Source organism: Kitasatospora sp. NEAU-69, assembly GCF_057158765.1.
The window spans coordinates 17956-35656 of the sequence record NZ_JBWXUE010000052.1 but is presented as its reverse complement, the minus strand read 5'-3'; the positions used below and the strand labels follow the sequence as shown (position 1 = coordinate 35656).

Here is a 17701-nt window from a genome sequence, read left to right as displayed (position 1 = left end):
ACACCCAAAAAACACACCAACCCAACCCTCCCCGCTTTTTCTCTCACCCCTCCCCCCCCCCCCCCCCCCCCCCCGACCCGTTCGCCCGAGCGGGTGAGCTTGCTGCGCCGGCCGGGGGTGCCGGGTCGCAGCGGCCCGTCCCGTGGGGATGGTTCCGGCGAGGCCCGGGCCGCGTCGGTCACCGGCGACGGGCCGAGCGCTGGTCCGCTCCGCCGCCGGTGGTGCGGCTTCCACCCCACCGGAGGTTGCGCGTGGCACGCCTGGCCCGCCCCATGCTCTCGGCCGTCGTCGCCATGGTCGCCGCCGCCGGCTGGCTGGCCCTGCCGGGCGCGCCCGCCGCGTCGGCGCACCCGCTCGGCAACTTCTCGATCAACCACTACGCGGGCTTCACCGTGGCGCCCGGCCGGATCGACGTGCTGGCCGTCACCGACACGGCCGAGATCCCCACCCTGCAGGACCGGCCGAAGGTGGACCGCGCCGGCCGGGGCAGCCCGGACGACGCGGACCGGGCCGCCTGGGCGGCCGAGCAGTGCGCGCAGACCGCGCAGCGCCTGCGGGTGACGGTCGCGGATTCGGGCACGCCGCTGGCCTGGACCGTCGGCGGACGGTCCTTCGAGTACCTGCCCGGGGCGGCGGGCCTGGCGACCAGCAGGCTGGAGTGCCGGCTGTCGGCGCCGGTCGGCCTCGATCCGCATGGCACCACCCTGCGGGTCGCCACCGGCGTGGACCCGGGCCGGGTCGGCTGGAACGAGATCACCGCCCGCGGCGACGGCACTCGCCTGACGGCCTCCGACGTGCCCGACACGTCGCCCTCGCAGGAGCTGCGCAGCTATCCGCGCGAGTTGCTCGACAACCCGAGCGGGGTGACCCGGGCCCAGTTCACCGCTGTGCCCGGCGCTGGCACCGGCACTGGCACCGGCAGCGGGGCCGGTGCCGGGCACGGCGCGGTGGCCGGGGTGCGGCCCTCGGGCCCGAGCGCCTGGCTGGCCGGGCTCTCCGGGCGGCTCGCGGAGCTCGGTGGGGCCCGCCGGCTGACGTTGCCGATCGGGCTGCTGGCGGTGCTGCTCTCGGTGCTGCTCGGCGCGGGTCACGCGCTGCTGCCCGGACACGGGAAGACCATCATGGCCGCCTATCTGGCCGGCCGGCGCGGCAGCACCCGCGATGCGCTGACCGTGGGCGCGACGGTGACGATCACGCACACCGCCGGGGTGCTGCTGATGGGTCTGTGCGTGACGGCCTTCGCGGCCTTCGCCGGCGATGTCGTGCTGGGCTGGCTCGGGGTGCTCAGCGGCGGGCTGGTCGCGATGATCGGCGCCGGACTGCTGGTGGGCGCGTTCCGGCGCCGTCAGGGGCGCGCGGTGGCGGCGTACGCGGCGCAGGGCACCCGCGTGGAGGCCGTGCACGCCGGCGCGGGGAGCGTGCTGACGGAGCCCAACCCGCACAGCGCGCCCGCCGGGCACTGGCATGACCACTCGCACGACCACCCGCACCCGCACGAGCACCACCATGACCACTCCGACCTGTTCGCCCACCGCCACCACCCGGACGCGGCACGCCCGTTGAGCCGGGGCGGCCTGGTCGGCATGGGGATCGCCGGCGGCCTGGTGCCCAGCCCGTCCGCGCTCGTGGTGCTGCTCGGCGCGGTCGCGCTCGGCCGCACGGTCTTCGGCGCCGGGCTGGTGCTCGCGTACGGCCTGGGCATGGCGGGCACCTTGACGGCGGTCGGGCTGCTCTGCGTGCGGCTCGGCGACCGGCTCGCGCGCGCGGGCGACCGTCCGCTGCTGCGGTGGGTCCGGCGGGTCGGGCCGTACAGCGGCGTGCTGACCGCTGTACTCGTGCTGGTCGTGGGTCTGGGTCTGATGATCCGCAGCCTGCCGTCCACCCTGTGACCCGGAGGTCGAACGTGCCCCTGCCCGAGACGAAGCCGCCCACCCGCGCCGCCCGCCCGCTGCTCCTCGCACTGCTGCTCCCGGCGCTCGCCGGCTGCGGCGGCGCGGGGGCCCTCGGTCAGTTCGACGCCCAGCCCGCCATGCCCTCGCCGAGCTGCCTGGTCCACCAGACGCAGGCCCCGGGCCCGAAGTACAGCGGGCCGACCTCCGACGAGCCCGCCGTCCTGGAGATGATGCGCTACCTGACGGCCAACGGCGTCAAGGCCTACTGCGACGGCCGGCCGCCGAGCGACCTCGACCAGCAGTGGAGCCGGCTGTACGTCAGCCTCGGCGGAGACCCCGCGCACGTCCCGGGCTGACGGCCACGCGGTTCAGGCACCCGGACTCAGGCATCCGCGCTCAGGCATCCGCGCCCAGCTCGCGCAGCGCGGCGTGGGCCGTCGGTGCGCAGCGGGGGCTGAAGGCCGGGTTGATCCGCAGCGCCGTCGCCAGGTCGGCCCGCGCGTCGGACGTCCGGCCCAGCGACTTCTCGATCATGCCCCGGTGGTAGGCGAAGAGCGCGTTGCGCATGCCGAGCTCGCCGGCCTTCGTGGACTGCTGCAGCGCCTCCTCGTCGCGGCCGTTGACGTGCAGCGCCCAGGCGTACGCGTCGTACATGTCGAGGAACGGCCGGCTGCGCAGACCGCGTTCGGCGATCGCGAGGGCCTGCCCGGGGTCGCCGTGGTCGGCCTCGAAGAGGGTGGCGTCGCTGTCCTGGGCGACGCCGTTCTCGGTGAGCAGCCGCTCCTCGGCCCGGAAGACCCGGTACTGCTGCTCCGCCGCCTCCGCGCGGCCCAGCGACTGGAGCAGCTCGCCGAGCTCCAGTACGTAGCCCGGCTGCGGGACTTGGGCCACCGCCCGGGTGTAGTCCGCGACGGCGGCCGCGGTCTCGCCGAGCGCGGCGTGCGCCTTCGCCCGGCCCTCCAGCAGTTCGGCCGAGCTGGGCAGCAGCCGCAGGCCCTGCTCGGCGCGGTCGAGCGCGGTGTGCGGATCGCCGTTGTCGAAGGCGAGTTGACTCAGGTGGTAGAGCGCGAAGGCGCGGTCGGCGGGGGCGTCGGCGTCGTCCAGCGCCCGGGCCATCTGCTCGCGCGCGGTGGCCACCTCGCCGCGAAGCTCCCAGGTGTAGGACGCGCGGGTGAGCGAGGGGGCACCCGGGCGCAGGTCCACCATGTGCTGGACGGTGTCGAACGCCTCCGGGTAGCGCCCGAGTTGGGTGAGCGCGTCGGCCTTGATGCCGTAGAGCGTCGCGTTGTCCGGGTTGATCGCGAGCGCGCGCTGCGCCCGGTCGAGCGCGGCGGCGAAGTCGTGCCGCCCGGCCGCCAGCGCGGCCGTTCCGGCGAGTGCGGTGAAGTTGTCGGCCGGGTCCACGGCGAGCGAGCGGGCGAGCACGCCCTCGGCCTTCGGGTAGTAGGACGGGTCGGCGGTGGTCTTCGCGAGCTGCACGTAGTCCAGGCCCAGCCGGGCGAGCGCGGAGGCGTCGTCCGGCGCGGCGCGCAGGTGCGCCTGCAGCATGCTCGCCTCGGCGCCGAGCCCGTCGCTCGCGGTGCCCGGCGCGGACAGGCCGGCCGCCGGGAGTGCGACCGGTGCGCCTGCTGCGCTCCGGTCGGCACCGCCCGTCGCCGGGGCCAGGCCGAGTGCGCCGGCCGTGAAGATGCCGAGGCCGAGCAGCACGCTGCCGGCCGCCAGCGCCGCCGGGCGGCGGACGCGGCCGGTGCGGGCACGGGTGCGGGTGCGGGGCAAGCGGGACTCCTGGGGTCATCGGGTCTGGTGTGCGTTCTGCGCGGCCGGGGAGGCTGGGGAGGCCGGTGCACTGGACGAGGTCTGTGCACTGGACGCGGCCTGCGCGAAGACGACCAGGTTGGACCGGTACTCGCCCTGCCTGCGGTCGTAGTCCCCACCGCAGGTGATCAGCCGCAGGCTCGGCTCGGGCGTGTTCCCGTAGACCAGGTCGTCGGGGAAGTCGTCCTTGTCGTAGCTGCGCAGCGCCTGGACGGTGAAGACGGCGGTCGACCGGTCCGCCCGGTCCACCGCGATCGAGTCGCCGGGCCGTAGCCCGGAGAGCCCGGCGAAGACCGCCGGCCCGGTGCGCGAGTCGACGTGGCCGACGAGTATCGCCGTACCCGGATTGCCGGGCACCGGCCCCTGGCTCCACCAGCCGGGGACCATCGGATCGGCCGGCGCCGGGAGGTGGCCGTCGTCCTGGAGCCGGAGGTCGGTCAGCGTGCTGTCCAGGCCGAGCCGGGCTATCCGCAGCCGCACTGGCGGCGCCTGCGACACGGCTCCGGCGGGGGAGGCGGAGGCGACGGCCCCGGGGCTCGCCGCCACCGCTGCCGCCGCTGCCGTCGCGGGCTGTGCCGACGATGCCGATGGTGCCGACTGCGCCCCGGGCAGCTCGCCCCGGTTCACCACCGCCACCGCGCCGCCGCCGTGCGGCGCGGTGGCCAGGCTGACGGCGCCGAAGGCGGTCAGGCACAGGCCGGTGCCCAGCGTGGCCAGTCCGATCCGCTGCCGCTGCCGCCGCCGCTGCTGCTGCTTCTGCCGCGGCCGGTCGCCCCGCAGCCCACGGGGCGTCCGGCGCAGCTGCGCGCTGTGTGCCATTACTGCGCTCCGCGTCGGCGGCGCAGCACCAGGAAGCCCGCGGCGGTCAGCAGCAGCCCGCCGCCGAGCGCGCTCGCGCCGACGACCGGCAGGCTGCCACGGCTCAGACCGCCGAGACCGGCCTTCACGCCGCCGCCGGGAGTGTTGTCGGCACCCGCCTGGTTCACCGCCGCCGTGTTCGGCAGTGCGACGTACGGGAACTCCGCGCCGAACGGGTGGTCAGAGGCGTGCACACCGTCCCCGCCGGCCAGCGCGGGGACGATCTTCCCGGTCTGGGCCGCGCCCTCCAGCGCCTGGAGCTCGATGTTGACGACGTCGTCGGCGAGTCGGCGCCCGTTCGGGAAGCCGGCGAGGTCCTGGCCGAGCACGCCCAGCCGGTTCGGCGAACCGGCGGGCGGCACGGCCATGTTGAGCCGGAGCTCCTCGGCCGGCGTGAACCCCTTCTTGTCGACGTCCGCGTTGAGCAGCTGCGAGTTGAGGTCGGCCTGCACCGGGCCGCACGCCTTGCAGACGCCGGTCAGGAAGATCTCGGTGAGGTCGTTGCGCGGGGTCGCGGGCGCCGGGATGCCGTAGATCTGCTGGATCAGCTGCGGCACGATCGGCGCCTTGACCTTGTCGACGACCAGCGTGACGGTGTGGTCCTTGTCGGGCGTCAGCGCGTTGAACGCGTCCTTGTACTTCAGTGGCACCACGACCTCGTTGACCAGCGGATTGCCCAGCCGGGAGACCTGGTGCCAACTGCCGGCGCCACCGCCACCGCCACCGCCACCGCCGCTACCCTCGCCGCCCTTGCTCTGGCTGCCGGAGCCGGTGACCTGGGCACCCATCCGGTCGGTGGTGGACCAGACACCGATCACCGGGTTGCGGCCGGCGTCGCCCTTGAGCGCCAGGTCCTTCTTCGGCACCTGGAGCGCGATCGTGTTGACGTTGTAGCCGGCCAGCGTGTTGTGCCCGGTCTCCGACAGGTTGCCGCCGTAGAGCAGGTCGAAGACCCGCAGGTCGAGGAAGAACGGGTCGGCGGCCTGCCCGGCGTAGGTGCGCCCGCCGTTCGGCAGGTCGACGGTCGCCTGCCTGCGCAGCGAGGCGTAGTCCGGCATCGAGGCCCGGCCGACGTTCGACGGCGCGGCCGGCGCGTCCTTGAGCAGGGTCTTCGTCGTGCCGTCCGGACCGGTCACGGTCAGCGTGTAGGTCTGACGGAAGTTCAGGTTGGGGTCGTCGAGCGTCTTGACCACGCCGGTGTTGTAGAGGAACTGGTTCGCGTCGTCGCGGATGTGGTTGGTGAAGGTCCAGGTGTACGTGGTGTCGGGCTTGCCCGTGCCCTGGCTGTCGATCTTGATGTTGTAGCGCGCGTCGTCGGCGAACGGGTAGAAGTTCGGGCCGCCGTTGGGCTCCTCGAACGGGATCCAGTTCGCCACCAGCGTCACGGTGTCGGGCTTGTCCGGGCTCACGAAGGCGTAGACGTCGGTGTTGTCGGCCTTCGGATCACCTGCGATCAGCGGCGCCTCGCGGTGACTGGAGGCGGAGCCGACCCCCGGGGCGAGGCCGGCCACGGCGGCCGAGCAGAGCAGGGCGAGCACGCCGGCGCCGGCCAGCGGCCGCTCGGCGCGCCGCAACGCTTGGCGCCGGGGCGAGGAGGGAGGCTGCATGAGGCAACTTTCTGAGAGGGAGACCCTGGCGGACGCGCCGCACCGTCCCCGTCTCGCTCACTCACGGTCGGTTACCGGTGGTCGGGGAGCCTGGCGCGCCGCTCTCCACCAGATCACCGTTCGTGTCCGGCTGACCACCGCACTGCGCCGTCCGGGCAGCTGACCGACAGTGACCGGTGGCGATCAGCAGCGACCGCTCGCCGCCGCCGTGCGCGGCCGGCGCGGGCCGGGGACGATCGTGCTGAACGGGTGCAAGCCGCGTGGCCGACTGTCCGGAGGGGTGCCGATGACCGTGCTGACGAGCGACCCGCCGCGCTGCCTGGTCACCGGCGCCACCGGCTACATCGGCGGCCGCCTGGTGCCCGAACTGCTCGCGGCCGGGTACGCGGTGCGCTGCCTGGTCCGCGACCCCGGCCGGCTGCGCGACCACCCCTGGCGGGCCGGGGTCGAGACGGTCACCGGGGACGTCACCCGGGCGGCGACGCTGGCCGGCGCGTTCGAGGGGATCGACGTCGCGTACTACCTGGTCCACGCGCTGGGCACCGGGCCCGGCTTCGAGGAGCGGGACCGGGCGGCGGCCCGCACGTTCGGCGCGGCGGCGCGGGCGGCGGGCGTGCGGCGGATCGTCTACCTGGGCGGGCTGACGCCCGCGGGAGTGCCCGCCGCGGAGCTCTCGCCGCACCTGCGCTCACGCGCCGAGGTCGGCCGGATCCTGCGCGAGAGCGGCGTGCCGACGGCCGAGCTGCGCGCCGCGGTGATCATCGGCTCGGGATCGGCCTCCTTCGAGATGCTGCGCTACCTGACCGAGCGACTGCCCGTGATGGTCACGCCGAGCTGGGTCGGCACCCGGATCCAGCCGATCGCGGTCCGGGACGTGCTGCGCTACCTGGTCGGCGCGGCCGTGCTGGCGCCGGAGCTGAACCGGACCTTCGACATCGGCGGCCCGGAGGTGCTGACCTACCGGCAGATGATGGACCGCTACGCCCGGGTCGCCGGGCTGCCGCACCGGGTGATCGTGCCCGTGCCGGTGCTGACGCCGTGGCTCTCCGGCCACTGGGTCGGGCTCGTGACGCCGGTGCCGAACTCGATCGCCAGGCCGCTGGTCGAGTCGCTGCGCCACGAGGTGGTCTGCGGCGAGCAGGACCTCGCCCGCGAGCTGGGGCTGCCCGATCCGCCAGCCGGCCTGATCGGCTTCGACGAGGCCGTCGGGCTCGCGCTGCAGCGGATCCGGGACGCGCAGGTCGCCACCCGGTGGTCCTCCGCCTCGCTGCCGGGGGCGCCAAGCGATCCGTTGCCGACCGACCCGGACTGGGCCGGCGGCAGCCTGTACGAGGACGTCCGCGAGCAGGCGGTGGCCGCCTCCCCGGCGGCGGTGTGGCGGGTGCTGGAGGGCGTCGGCGGGGAGAACGGCTGGTACTCGTTCCCGCTGGCCTGGGCGGCTCGCGGCCTGCTGGACCGGCTGGTCGGCGGGGTCGGACTGCGCCGCGGCCGCCGCGACCCGGTGCACCTGCGGGTGGGCGACTCGCTCGACTTCTGGCGGGTCGAGGAGATCGAACCGGGCCGGCTGCTGCGGCTGCGCGCCGAGATGCGGCTGCCCGGGCTGGCCTGGCTGGAGCTCTCGGTGGCGCCGGACGGCGCGAGCGGCGCGCGCTACCGCCAGCGGGCCGTCTTCCACCCGCACGGCCTGGCCGGGCACGCGTACTGGTGGTCGGTCGCGCCGTTCCACGGCATCGTCTTCGGCTCGATGGTCCGCAACATCTGCGGCCGGGCCGTCGAAACGGCGGCCGGCTGGTAGCCGGCAGCCGGGACCATCAGTCGCGGATCAGGATCAGCCGCCGATCAGGTACCGGAAGACGCCGGGCGGCAGCGGTGGCGCGCTCGGCAGCCAGTGCGAGAGCACCCACGCGGACGGCCCGAACATCGGCTCCGGCAGCTCCGTGACCGGGACCCGCTCCCACCCCCCGCACGCGTGCGGCTCGGTGACCAGCGCGGGCGCGTCGCTGGCCGGCGCGAGTACGGCCGCGGTCAGCCGCGGCCGCCCCTCGACGTGGTCCAGGACCACGCCGAGCACCCGCATCCGGTCGGCCGGCAGCACGATGCCGGTCTCCTCGCCCAGCTCGCGGGCGGCGGCCTGCTCGAAGGACTCGCCCGGGTGGTCCACCTTGCCGCCGGGCAGGCTCCAGGTCGGCGGCTCGCCCGCGACGGTCCGGCGGCCGACCAGCACCCGCCCGTCCGAAGCGGGCACGATCACCCCGGCGCCGATCAGCGGCCGCCCCGACACCGGCTGACCTGTCACCACGGCCTCCTCAGCACGACTTCGTCAGGACAACTTCGTCACCACGGCGACGGCGCGAAGTCCTTGAGGAAGCACCCGTACAGGTCCTCCCCGAGCTCGCCGCGCACGATCGGGTCGTAGACCCGGGCCGCGCCGTCCACCAGGTCGAGCGGAGCGTGGAAGCCCTCCTCGGCGAGGCGCATCTTGTCCGGGTGTGGGCGCTCGTCGGTGATCCAGCCGGTGTCCACGGCGGTCATCAGGATGCCGTCGCTCTCCAGCATCTCCTTGGCGCTGGTGCGGGTCAGCATGTTCAGCGCGGCCTTGGCCATGTTGGTGTGCGGGTGGCCGGCGCCCTTGTAGCCGCGGCTGAACTGGCCCTCCATCGCCGAGACGTTCACCACGTACTTGCGGCGGGCCGGCGAGGCGGCCAGTGCCTTGCGCAGCCGGCTGACCAGGATGAACGGCGCGGTGGAGTTGCACAGCTGCACCTCCAGGAGCTCGATCGGGTCGACCTCGCTGACCGTCTGCACCCAGCTGTTCGATGCGGCCAGGTCGGGGACCAGGCCACCCGCGTCGATCGCGGTGCCGGCCTCGATCCGGGCCGGCGAGGCCGAGCCGGTGACCAGCGCGAGCGAGGTGACCTGCTCGGCGGTGAGCGCCTCGCGGCCGCCGCCGGGCAGCGCCGGGCGGTCCACGCTGCCGCTGTTGAAGGCGCCGATCACGTGGGTGGGCGGCAGCTCGCCGGCCGGCAGCGGCGCCGACTCGGCGGCGACCAGCTCGGCGTAGGCGGCGGGGGAGCGGCGCACGGTCTGTGCGGCGTTGTTGATCAGGATGTCCAGCGGGCCCTCGGCGGCGACCGAGTCGGCGAGCGCGACGACCTGGGCGGGGTCGCGCAGGTCGATCCCGACGATCTTCAGGCGGTGCAGCCAGTCGGCGCTGTCCGGCATCTCCTTGAAGCGGCGGATCGCGTCGTTCGGGAACCGGGTGGTGATCGTGGTGTGCGCACCGTCACGCAGCAGGCGCAGCGCGATGTACATGCCGATCTTGGCGCGGCCACCGGTGAGCAGCGCCCGGCGGCCGGTCAGGTCCGCCTTCGCGTCCCGGCGGCCCCGGCTGTCCCGGGCGCAGGTCGGGCAGAGCTGGTGGTAGAACGCGTCCACCTCGACGTAGCGGGTCTTGCAGATGTAGCAGGAGCGGGCGCGCTGCAGGATGCCGGCGATCTCGGTGGTGGTCGGCGTGGAGAGGCCGAAGACGCCGGCCGTCTCGTCGTCGATCCGGTTCGGGGCGCCGGTCGCGGTCGCGGCGGTCACGGCGCGGTCGTTGGCCGTCTTGGCCGCCCGGGTCTCCTGGCGGCGGCGCTGCTTCACGGTGCGGAAGATGCCGGCGACGGCCCGGCGCACGGTGATCGCGTCCGGGTGGTCGACGTCGAGCTCGTCGAGCTCGGCGAGCACGTCGAGGCAGAACTGCAGGCGCTCGGGGTCGATGCCCGGCCCGAATTCGAGCTCCGCCCGGTCCTTGTCGCTCAGGACCTGGTTCTCCTCTGCCGTGCTCATGCCGCTGTTGCTTCCTTCATCTGATGTCGCCCCCATTACCCGATGAATCGTACGGAGTGCGGTAGCAGGCGCCAAACGACGGTCGGTACATTGCCCGCTATGACCTTCGTGACGACCGCGCCCGTTGTGCTGACGCCCTACCCCGCCGAGCAGCTCCCCGGGCTGCCGGGCGGATCGCTGGAGCTGCACACCTTCGACGGCACGGCCTGCGACGGCCGCCCCGGACCGCCGTCGCCCGAGCTGCTGGCCCGGGTCGAGCTGCTGGTCACCCCGTACCTGCGGACCGGCACGGTGCTGCCGCTGCTGCCCGCGATGGGCCGGCTGCGGGTGGTGCAGACGCAGACCGCGGGGGTGGACGACATCCTCGGGCACGTGCCGCCCGCCGTCACGCTCTGCAACGCCCGCGGGGTGCACGACGCCAGCACCGCTGAGCTCGCCGTGGCGCTCACGCTGGCCGCGCTGCGCGACATCCCCGGCTTCGTCCGGGGTCAGGACGCCGAGCAGTGGCGGGCCGGCTTCTACCCGGCGCTGGCCGACAAGGCGGTGCTGATCGTCGGCTACGGCTCGGTCGGCGCCGCGATCGAGGACCGGCTCCGGCCGTTCGAGTGCGAGGTGCTGCGGGTCGCCAGGACCGCCCGGGACGTCCCGGCCGGCCCGGTGCACGCCCTGGCCGAGCTGCCCGTGCTGTTGCCGCGCGCCGACGTGGTGATCCTCGCGGTGCCGCTCTCGCCGGCCACCCGGGGCCTGGTGGACGCGGGCTTCCTGGCCGCGCTGCGCGACGGCGCGCTGCTGGTGAACGTCGCGCGCGGGCCGGTCGTGGTGACCGACGCGCTGCTCGCCGAGCTCGCGGCCGGCCGGCTGCGGGCGGCGCTGGACGTCACCGACCCCGAGCCGCTGCCGGCCGGCCACCCGCTCTGGCACGCGCCGAACGTGCTGATCACGCCGCACGTCGGCGGCAGCTCCTCGGCCTTCCTGCCGCGCGCGAAGCGGCTGATCGGCGAGCAGCTGGCCCGGTTCGCGAAGGGCGAGCCGCTGGCGAACGTGATCGAGCGCTGAGAGGGACGCCCGGACGGCACGGAGCTGGACGGTACGAGGAGGCTCAGCCCAGCCTTGCGAGCTCCTCGGCCGTCAGGCTGATGCCGAAGTGCTCGCGGTACGCGTCCAGCCGGGCCTGCGGGGTCGGCAGCTGCTCCTCGTGCTGGACGCCGTCCATGGTGCGGATCAGCCGGTCGCCGACGAGCGTGATCCGGCCGTGCGCGGTGGGCATCGAGCAGAGGTTGCGCTGGGTGAACGGCGACTGCGGCGAGGTGGCCTGGTACCAGCAGGTCGGGACGAAGTCGGCGAGCTCGTAGGGCCGCCGGTCCAGCCGGTACTCGGGGCCGTTCGGACCGGACACGTCCAGGTCGGGGCCGGCCTCGGCCAGCGTGTAGCTGCCGGTCGGGTCGTGCTGCGCGGTGCGCGCGTCCAGCCGCAGCGGCTGGGCGGCGAACCGGCCGAAGCCGACGTCCGCCAGCCACGGCTCGGCCAGCTCGACCCGCAGCGCGAGGTGGTCGAAGAGCGGGCCGGCGACGCCCTCGTGGAAGACCCGGGCGGCGAGCAGCTCGACCCGGTAGCCGAGCGCGGTGAGCAGCGCCGCGAACGCGCCGTTGAGCTCGTAGCAGAAGCCGCCGCGCCGGCGGTCCACCAGCTTGGCCACCAGCGCGGCGGGCTCCAGCACGATCGGCTCGTTCAGCCGCACGCTCAGGTTCTCGAACGGGACGGCGTTCAGGTGGGCCCGCTGGAGCGCCTGAAGGCCGGTCAGGTCGGGGGCGGCGGGCCGCTCGGCGCCGATCCGGGCCAGGTAGGCGTCGATCCGGGCGCCGTCCAGCGGCGGGTGGGGGGCGTCTGTGGTTTGCGAGGTCGTCACGCGCGCCATTCTGCTCGACTGAGGCCGGCCGTGACCTGGGACGGCAGGGCGCTGCGGCGCGCCGGCGTTCGGGTGCCTATCGTGTGGCATATGAGCACTCACTATGACGTCGTGGTCCTGGGCGCCGGCCCGGGCGGCTACACCGCTGCGGTCCGTGCCGCACAGCTCGGTCTGCGGGCTGCGGTCATCGAGACCAAGTACTGGGGCGGGGTCTGCCTCAACGTCGGCTGCATCCCCTCGAAGGCGCTGCTGCGCAACGCCGAGCTGGCGCACATCTTCACCAAGGAGGCGAAGACCTTCGGCATCAAGGTCGAGGGCAGCGTCAGCTTCGACTACCGCGAGGCGTACCTGCGCAGCCGCAAGGTCGCGGACGGCCGGGTGGCCGGCATCCACTACCTGATGAAGAAGAACCAGATCACCGAGTACGACGGCTGGGGCACCTTCGTCGACGACCACACGCTGCAGGTCGCGCTGTCGGCCGGCGGTTACGAGACGGTCACCTTCGACCACTGCATCATCGCCGCGGGCGCGACCACCCGGCTGCTGCCCGGCACCTCGCTCAGCGAGCGCGTGGTCACCTACGAGGAGCAGATCCTCACCGACTCGCTGCCGGAGAGCATCATCATCGCCGGCGCCGGCGCGATCGGCGTCGAGTTCGCCTACGTGCTGCACAACTACGGCGTGAAGGTCACCATCGTCGAGTTCCTCGACCGGATGGTCCCGCTGGAGGACGCCGAGATCTCGGCCGAGCTGGCCAAGCGCTACAAGCGCCTGGGCATCGAGGTGCTGACCTCCACCCGGGTCGACGCGATCGACGACAGCAACCCGAACGCCAAGGTCCGGGTCACCGTCACGCGCAACGGGCAGCAGGAGGTGCTGGAGGCCGACAAGGTGCTCCAGGCGATCGGCTTCGCGCCCCGCACCCAGGGCTACGGCCTGGAGGCGACCGGCGTGCGGCTGACCGAGCGCGGCGCGATCGCGGTCGACGGGCGCGGCCGGACCAACGTCGGGCACATCTTCGCGATCGGCGACGTCACGGCGAAGCTGATGCTGGCGCACGCGGCCGAGTCGATGGGCATCATCGCGGCCGAGACGATCGGCAACGCGGAGACCATGGAGCTGGACTTCCCCATGATCCCGCGCGCCACCTACTGCCAGCCGCAGATCGCCAGCTTCGGCTGGACCGAGGCGCAGGCCCGCGAGCAGGGCCACGACGTCAAGGTGGTCAAGTTCCCGTTCACCGCGAACGGCAAGGCGCACGGCCTGGGCGACCCCAACGGGTTCGTCAAGATCATCGCCGACGCCGAGCACGGCGAGCTGCTTGGCGCGCACCTGATCGGCCCCGAGGTCACCGAGCTGCTGCCGGAGTTGACGCTGGCCCAGCAGTGGGACCTGACGGTGCACGAGGTGGCCCGCAACGTGCACGCGCACCCGACGCTCGGCGAGGCGGTCAAGGAGGCCATCCACGGCCTGGCCGGACACATGATCAACTTCTGATCGCGGGCAGGCGGCGGGGCGGATCTGACGCCGCGTAGGCTGGGAGGATGTCCTCCTCCGAGCTGGCGTCGACCCCCGCCGCCGACCTTCCCGCCGCCGGTGGCTGCCCGGTCGATGTCGCGGCCCTGTTCGCCGACCCGCACGCCGGCTACGCCGCACTGCGCAAGGCGGGGCCGGTGCACCGCATCACCGGCCCCGACGGCCTGCCGCTCTGGCTGGTCACCCGCTACGCCGACGTCCGCCAGGCGCTCGCCGACCCCCGGCTCTCGCTCGACAAGCAGCACGCGCTGCCCGGCAACTACCGCGGCCTGTCGCTGCCGCCCGCGCTGGACGCCAACATGCTCAACATGGACCCGCCGAACCACACCCGGATCCGCCGGCTCGTCGGCCAGGCCTTCACGCCCCGGCGCGTCGAGCAGCTGCGCGAGCCGATCGAGCGGATCGCCGACGGCCTGCTGGACGAGCTGGCCCCGCTGGGCCGCGCCGACCTGATCGCCGGCTACGCCGCGCCGCTGCCGATCACCGTGATCTGCGACCTGCTCGGCGTGCGGCAGAGCGACCGGCGCGACTTCCGCGGCTGGACCGACACGCTGATCGCCCCGGACCCGGCCCGCCCGCAGGACGCCAAGGCGGCCGTCGGCGCGATCCTGGAGTTCTTCGCCGCGCTGATCGCCGGCAAGCGGGCCGAGCCCGGCGACGACCTGCTCTCCGCGATGGTCGCGGTGCGCGACCGGGAGGACCGGCTCAGCGAGGACGAGCTCACCTCGCTCGCCTTCCTGATCCTGCTCGCCGGCTACGAGAACACCGTCCACTCGATCGGCAACGCGGTGCTCGCGCTGCTGCGCAACCCCGCGCAGCTGGCGGCGCTGCGCGCCGAGCCGGAGCTGATCGCCGGCGCGGTGGAGGAGTTCCTGCGCTACGACGGCCCCGCGCCGGTGTCGATCCGCCGGTTCCCGCGCGAGGACCTGGAGATCGGCGGGGTCCGGGTGCCGGCCGGCGAGACCGTCCTGCTCGCGCTGGCCGCTGCCAACCGCGACCCCGGGCAGTTCGCCGACCCGGACCTGCTGGACGTGCGCCGCCGGGACGCCGGCCACCTGGCGCTCGGCCACGGGATCCACTACTGCCTGGGGGCACCGCTGGCCCGGATGGAGACCGAGATCGCCCTGAGCGCGCTGCTGCGCCGGTTCCCCGACCTCGCGCTGGAGGGGAGCGAGGAGCAGCTGCGGCACCGGCCCACGCTGCGCTCGCGCGGGCTGCTGGAGCTGCCGGTGCGCTTCTGACGCGCCTGTGGGGCGCTTGTGCGCCGGTCGGTGGCCGGGTACGGCGTGGGGAACGGTCCCTTTCGGCAGCCGGGTCGTTAGATTGGATTGACCAGGGTTTCCACTGCGGTTTCTGCTGTGCCGAAGGGCGGTGAGCTGCGTGAACGTCTACGACGATGCGGAGCAGAGCCCGGTCGGCGCGGTGGGGCGGGTCACCGTGCCGATCCCGGCGGACGGGCCGGGCGAGGTGCTGGTGCCGGTGCGCGGCGGCACCGAGGCGTTCGCGGCCTGGGCCGACCGGCCGATCGCCCGGCACACCGAAGTCCTGGTCGTGGAGCAGACCTCGGCGCGGTCGGTCGTCGTGGTGCCGTTCCCCTCCGGCTAGCCACTCCCCAGGACCATGGAGGTCCGCGATGTTGTTCTGGCACGTGCCCGCCCCGAACGAGGCGCTGTTGATCTCCGGGTCGAAACGGCAGGCACAGAACACCCAGTTCCGGATCGTCACCGGACACGGCAGCTTCGTGATGCCGGTCAAGCAGAAGGCCCGGATGCTCTCGCTGGCGCTGCGCGAGGCGGAGATCGCCGAGGACTGCGTGACCCAGCAGGGAATCCGGCTGACCGTCCGCGCGGTCACCGTCTTCAAGGTCGGTGACGACTTCGCCTCGATCGCGAACGCGGCCCGCCGGTTCCTGGCCGAGCAGGACCGGATGGAGGAGCTGGTCGGCCGGATCTTCGCCGGCCACCTGCGCTCGATCGTCGGCGGCCTGACGGTGGAGCAGATCATCCGGGAGCGCGACCGGGTGGCCCAGGAGGTGAAGTCGGGCAGTCACACCGAGATGGAGAAGCTCGGCATCGTCGTCGACGCGCTGCAGATCCAGGAGATCGAGGACGCCTCCGGCTACATCACCAACCTGGCCGCCCCGCACGCCTCCGCGGTCGCCAGCCAGGCCCGGATCGCGCAGGCCCAGGCGGACCGGCTGGCCGCCGAACGGGAGCAGGAGGCGGCCGCGCTCAAGGCCCAGTACGAGCGGGACACCGCGATCAAGCGGGCCGGCTTCGTGGCCGAGACCGAGCAGGCCAACGCCCGCGCCGCGCAGGCCGGACCGCTGGCCGAGGCGCGCGCCTCGCAGGAGGTGATCGAGGAGCAGACCGCGCTGGCGCAGCGGCAGGCCTCGCTGGCCGCCCAGCGGCTGGAGGCCGAGGTGCGCCGACCGGCCGATGCGGAGGCGTACCGCCAGCGCACCCTCGCCGAGGCGCGGCGCGACCAGGCCAAGTTCGAGGCCGAGGGTGAGGCGTACCGGCGCACCACGCTGGCCGCGGCCGAGGCGGAGGCGATCAAGGTGCAGGCCGACGGCACCGCCTACGCCGAGCGGGCCACCGCCGAGGCGCAGGCCGCCGCGAACGCGGCCCGCGCCGAGTCGCTCAAGGGCGGCAACCAGGAGCTGCTCGCGGCGAACCGGGTGGTCGAGAACCTGCCCGCGCTGGTGGACGCCGCCGCGCGCGGGATCGCGGGCTCCAGCCTGACCGTGCTGAACGGCAGCGAGGGCGTCAACCAGCTGGCGGCCGGCCTGGTCGGCCAGGGCATGGCGATCCTGGACGCGCTGCGGCACTCGGCGGCGGCCGCGCGTGACAACGGGCGTGAGACGGTGCGCGAGACCGTGCGCGAGAACGGCCGCGACAGCGCGGAGTGAGCTCATCGGCTCATCGGTTGATCAGCTCAGCAGCTCCTCAGCTCCTCAGCTCTTCAGGAGGTGGCAGACCAGGTCCTCCTCGGTGGCGCGCAGCCGGCCGGCGAGCTCCGGGGTGGTGGTGTCGTTGAGCTGCGTGGTGACCACGACGGCCAGGCTGCGGCGCCCGTCCGGGGTGCCGGCGGCGAGCAGCGTGTAGCCGAGGAAGTTGCCGGTGTGGCCGTAGACGACGCCGCAGCGGGTGGTGTAGCGGAAGATCGCCAGCCCGGCCTCGTTGCGGCCGGGCCCGGACGGCTGGGACAGGCCCGGCACGAACTGCCGCTGCTGGTCCAGCGTCTGCGCCGAGATCAGCCGCCCGCTCGCGTACGCGCCGGTGAAGGCAGCGAGCTCGCGCGGGGTGGAGACCATCCCGCCCGCCGCCCAGAGCCCCGACATGCCGAGCTCCGTGCTGACGTCCTCCGGCGCGGCGGGCGGGCTGGTCGGCTGGGCGACGGCGTAGCCGTGCAGGTACGGCTCCGGCAGCTCGAAGCCCTGCGGCAGGCTGGTCTCGTGCAGGCCGAGCGGCTCGAAGACGATCGACCGGAGCAGCTCCTCGTACGGCCGGCCCGAGGCCGCCTCGGCCATCAGCGCGACGGCGATGTTGTCGGAGTTGGAGTACCGGTAGGCCGTGCCGGGGGTGAAGCCGAGCGGCTGGTCGGCGACGTAGCCGAGCAGGCAGCGCGAGTCGAACACGTGGTGCGGGTCCTCGGCGAGCTCGTCCTGGAAGGCCTGGGCGCTGGTGTAGTCGGGCAGGCCGCTGGTGTGGTTGAGCAGCTGGCGCAGCGTCACGGCGCCCCAGTCCGCGGGCAGGTCGGGCAGCCGCTGCGCGATGGTGTCGTCCAGGCCGAGCAGGCCGCGGTCGACCAGGCCGAGCGCGACCGCGCCGCTGTACGTCTTGGAGACGCTGGCCAGCCGGGTGTGGTCGTCGGCGCGCGGTGGCCGGCCGGTGGCGACGTCGGCGACGCCTGCGCGGTAGGTCTCGGTGTGGTCGTCGAAGCGCAGCAGGGCGATCGCACCGGGCGGTCCGCCGGGGGCCGCGACCAGGTCGGCCAGCTGCTGCTGGAGCCGGTGGTCGCCGTCGTGCGGCCGGTCGTGCGGCCGGTCGGCCCAGGCGGGGACGGCCGCCGGGCCGAGCAGGGCGGCGACGAGCAGCGCGGTGGCGGAGCGGCGGAGTGACAGCACGGCGGACGGACCTCCGGGACGGGACGGACGGGACGGGTGACGCGTTACGGATCACCAGGCGCCGGACGCGCGAAACGGTCCGGCCGGGGGATGACCCGCTCGGGGGAGCGGGGGAGCGGGGGAGCGGGGC

The 17701-nt window shown here is 74.1% G+C and carries 15 protein-coding genes; 8 read left to right on the top strand and 7 right to left on the bottom strand.

Annotation, left to right across the window (positions count from 1 at the left end; all coding sequences use genetic code 11):
* The first annotated feature begins 251 nt into the window (after nucleotides 1-251).
* Together AC060L_RS35230 and AC060L_RS35225 are read left to right on the top strand one after the other, a co-directional pair.
* Nucleotides 252-1889 carry a nickel/cobalt transporter gene (locus AC060L_RS35230; RefSeq protein WP_483803060.1) on the top strand — a complete coding sequence of 546 codons (1638 nt, stop codon included), beginning with the start codon at nucleotides 252-254 and terminating at the stop codon, nucleotides 1887-1889.
* A 14-nt stretch (nucleotides 1890-1903) separates the two neighbouring features.
* Nucleotides 1904-2248 (top strand): hypothetical protein, encoded by a 345-nt coding sequence (locus tag AC060L_RS35225; protein WP_483803059.1) that lies wholly within the window; start codon nucleotides 1904-1906, stop codon nucleotides 2246-2248.
* Nucleotides 2249-2288: 40 nt separating this feature from the next.
* On the opposite strand, the gene AC060L_RS35220 is transcribed toward AC060L_RS35225, so the two are convergent.
* Genes AC060L_RS35220 through AC060L_RS35210 form a run of 3 tightly spaced genes read right to left on the bottom strand, consistent with a single transcriptional unit; the run spans nucleotide 2289 to nucleotide 6172 of the window.
* Nucleotides 2289-3668: a tetratricopeptide repeat protein gene (locus AC060L_RS35220; RefSeq protein WP_483803058.1), complete on the bottom strand. Its 1380-nt coding sequence runs from the start codon at nucleotides 3666-3668 to the stop codon at nucleotides 2289-2291.
* A 15-nt stretch (nucleotides 3669-3683) separates the two neighbouring features.
* A complete protein-coding gene (locus tag AC060L_RS35215) occupies nucleotides 3684-4526 on the bottom strand; it encodes a class F sortase (protein ID WP_483803057.1) in 843 nt (280 codons plus the stop codon).
* Nucleotides 4526-6172 (bottom strand): DUF4331 domain-containing protein, encoded by a 1647-nt coding sequence (locus tag AC060L_RS35210; RefSeq protein WP_483803056.1) that lies wholly within the window; start codon nucleotides 6170-6172, stop codon nucleotides 4526-4528. The genes AC060L_RS35215 and AC060L_RS35210 overlap by 1 nt, the downstream gene beginning before the upstream one ends.
* 286 nt (nucleotides 6173-6458) lie before the next feature.
* On the opposite strand from AC060L_RS35210, the gene AC060L_RS35205 reads away from it, so the two are divergent.
* A complete protein-coding gene (locus tag AC060L_RS35205; protein WP_483803055.1) occupies nucleotides 6459-7967 on the top strand; it encodes an SDR family oxidoreductase in 1509 nt (502 codons plus the stop codon).
* A gap of 33 nt (nucleotides 7968-8000) precedes the next feature.
* On the opposite strand, the gene AC060L_RS35200 is transcribed toward AC060L_RS35205, so the two are convergent.
* The gene (locus AC060L_RS35200; RefSeq protein ID WP_483803054.1) at nucleotides 8001-8468 is read right to left on the bottom strand and encodes a nucleotide triphosphate diphosphatase NUDT15; all 468 of its coding nucleotides are present in this window, start codon (nucleotides 8466-8468) and stop codon (nucleotides 8001-8003) included.
* 38 nt (nucleotides 8469-8506) lie between these two features.
* Nucleotides 8507-10000 carry an SDR family NAD(P)-dependent oxidoreductase gene (locus AC060L_RS35195; protein WP_483803053.1) on the bottom strand — a complete coding sequence of 498 codons (1494 nt, stop codon included), beginning with the start codon at nucleotides 9998-10000 and terminating at the stop codon, nucleotides 8507-8509.
* Between the two features lie 99 nt (nucleotides 10001-10099).
* On the opposite strand from AC060L_RS35195, the gene AC060L_RS35190 reads away from it, so the two are divergent.
* Entirely contained in the window at nucleotides 10100-11056 is a 957-nt protein-coding gene (locus AC060L_RS35190) for a 2-hydroxyacid dehydrogenase (protein WP_483803052.1), read from the top strand.
* 43 nt (nucleotides 11057-11099) lie between these two features.
* Here AC060L_RS35190 and AC060L_RS35185 read toward each other — a convergent pair whose 3' ends face one another.
* Nucleotides 11100-11915: an arylamine N-acetyltransferase family protein gene (locus AC060L_RS35185; RefSeq protein ID WP_483803051.1), complete on the bottom strand. Its 816-nt coding sequence runs from the start codon at nucleotides 11913-11915 to the stop codon at nucleotides 11100-11102.
* Nucleotides 11916-11996: 81 nt separating this feature from the next.
* Between AC060L_RS35185 and lpdA the strand changes: the two genes are divergently transcribed.
* The 4 genes from lpdA (at nucleotide 11997) to AC060L_RS35165 (ending at nucleotide 16353) form a co-directional block, all read left to right on the top strand.
* A complete protein-coding gene (gene lpdA / locus AC060L_RS35180; RefSeq protein WP_483803050.1) occupies nucleotides 11997-13403 on the top strand; it encodes a dihydrolipoyl dehydrogenase in 1407 nt (468 codons plus the stop codon).
* A gap of 47 nt (nucleotides 13404-13450) precedes the next feature.
* Complete coding sequence (locus AC060L_RS35175; protein WP_483803049.1) at nucleotides 13451-14683, top strand: cytochrome P450 family protein; 1233 nt, start codon at nucleotides 13451-13453, stop codon at nucleotides 14681-14683.
* A gap of 139 nt (nucleotides 14684-14822) precedes the next feature.
* The gene (locus AC060L_RS35170; RefSeq protein WP_483803048.1) at nucleotides 14823-15047 is read left to right on the top strand and encodes a hypothetical protein; all 225 of its coding nucleotides are present in this window, start codon (nucleotides 14823-14825) and stop codon (nucleotides 15045-15047) included.
* A gap of 28 nt (nucleotides 15048-15075) precedes the next feature.
* Nucleotides 15076-16353, top strand: a complete 1278-nt coding sequence (locus AC060L_RS35165) for an SPFH domain-containing protein (RefSeq protein ID WP_483803047.1) — start codon at nucleotides 15076-15078, stop codon at nucleotides 16351-16353.
* A 45-nt stretch (nucleotides 16354-16398) separates the two neighbouring features.
* On the opposite strand, the gene AC060L_RS35160 is transcribed toward AC060L_RS35165, so the two are convergent.
* Complete coding sequence (locus AC060L_RS35160) at nucleotides 16399-17571, bottom strand: serine hydrolase domain-containing protein (RefSeq protein WP_483803046.1); 1173 nt, start codon at nucleotides 17569-17571, stop codon at nucleotides 16399-16401.
* Nucleotides 17572-17701: the final 130 nt, after the last annotated feature.

Excerpts from the sequence above, each read along its gene's own strand:
- AC060L_RS35215 (WP_483803057.1), bottom strand. The coding sequence starts at position 4,526 with ATGGCACACAGCGCGCAGCTGCGCCGGACGCCCCGTGGGCTGCGGGGC.
- AC060L_RS35210 (WP_483803056.1), bottom strand. The coding sequence starts at position 6,172 with ATGCAGCCTCCCTCCTCGCCCCGGCGCCAAGCGTTGCGGCGCGCCGAG.
- AC060L_RS35205 (WP_483803055.1), top strand. The coding sequence starts at position 6,459 with ATGACCGTGCTGACGAGCGACCCGCCGCGCTGCCTGGTCACCGGCGCC.
- AC060L_RS35195 (WP_483803053.1), bottom strand. The coding sequence starts at position 10,000 with ATGAGCACGGCAGAGGAGAACCAGGTCCTGAGCGACAAGGACCGGGCG.
- AC060L_RS35190 (WP_483803052.1), top strand. The coding sequence starts at position 10,100 with ATGACCTTCGTGACGACCGCGCCCGTTGTGCTGACGCCCTACCCCGCC.
- AC060L_RS35185 (WP_483803051.1), bottom strand. The coding sequence starts at position 11,915 with ATGGCGCGCGTGACGACCTCGCAAACCACAGACGCCCCCCACCCGCCG.
- lpdA (WP_483803050.1), top strand. The coding sequence starts at position 11,997 with ATGAGCACTCACTATGACGTCGTGGTCCTGGGCGCCGGCCCGGGCGGC.
- AC060L_RS35175 (WP_483803049.1), top strand. The coding sequence starts at position 13,451 with ATGTCCTCCTCCGAGCTGGCGTCGACCCCCGCCGCCGACCTTCCCGCC.
- AC060L_RS35165 (WP_483803047.1), top strand. The coding sequence starts at position 15,076 with ATGTTGTTCTGGCACGTGCCCGCCCCGAACGAGGCGCTGTTGATCTCC.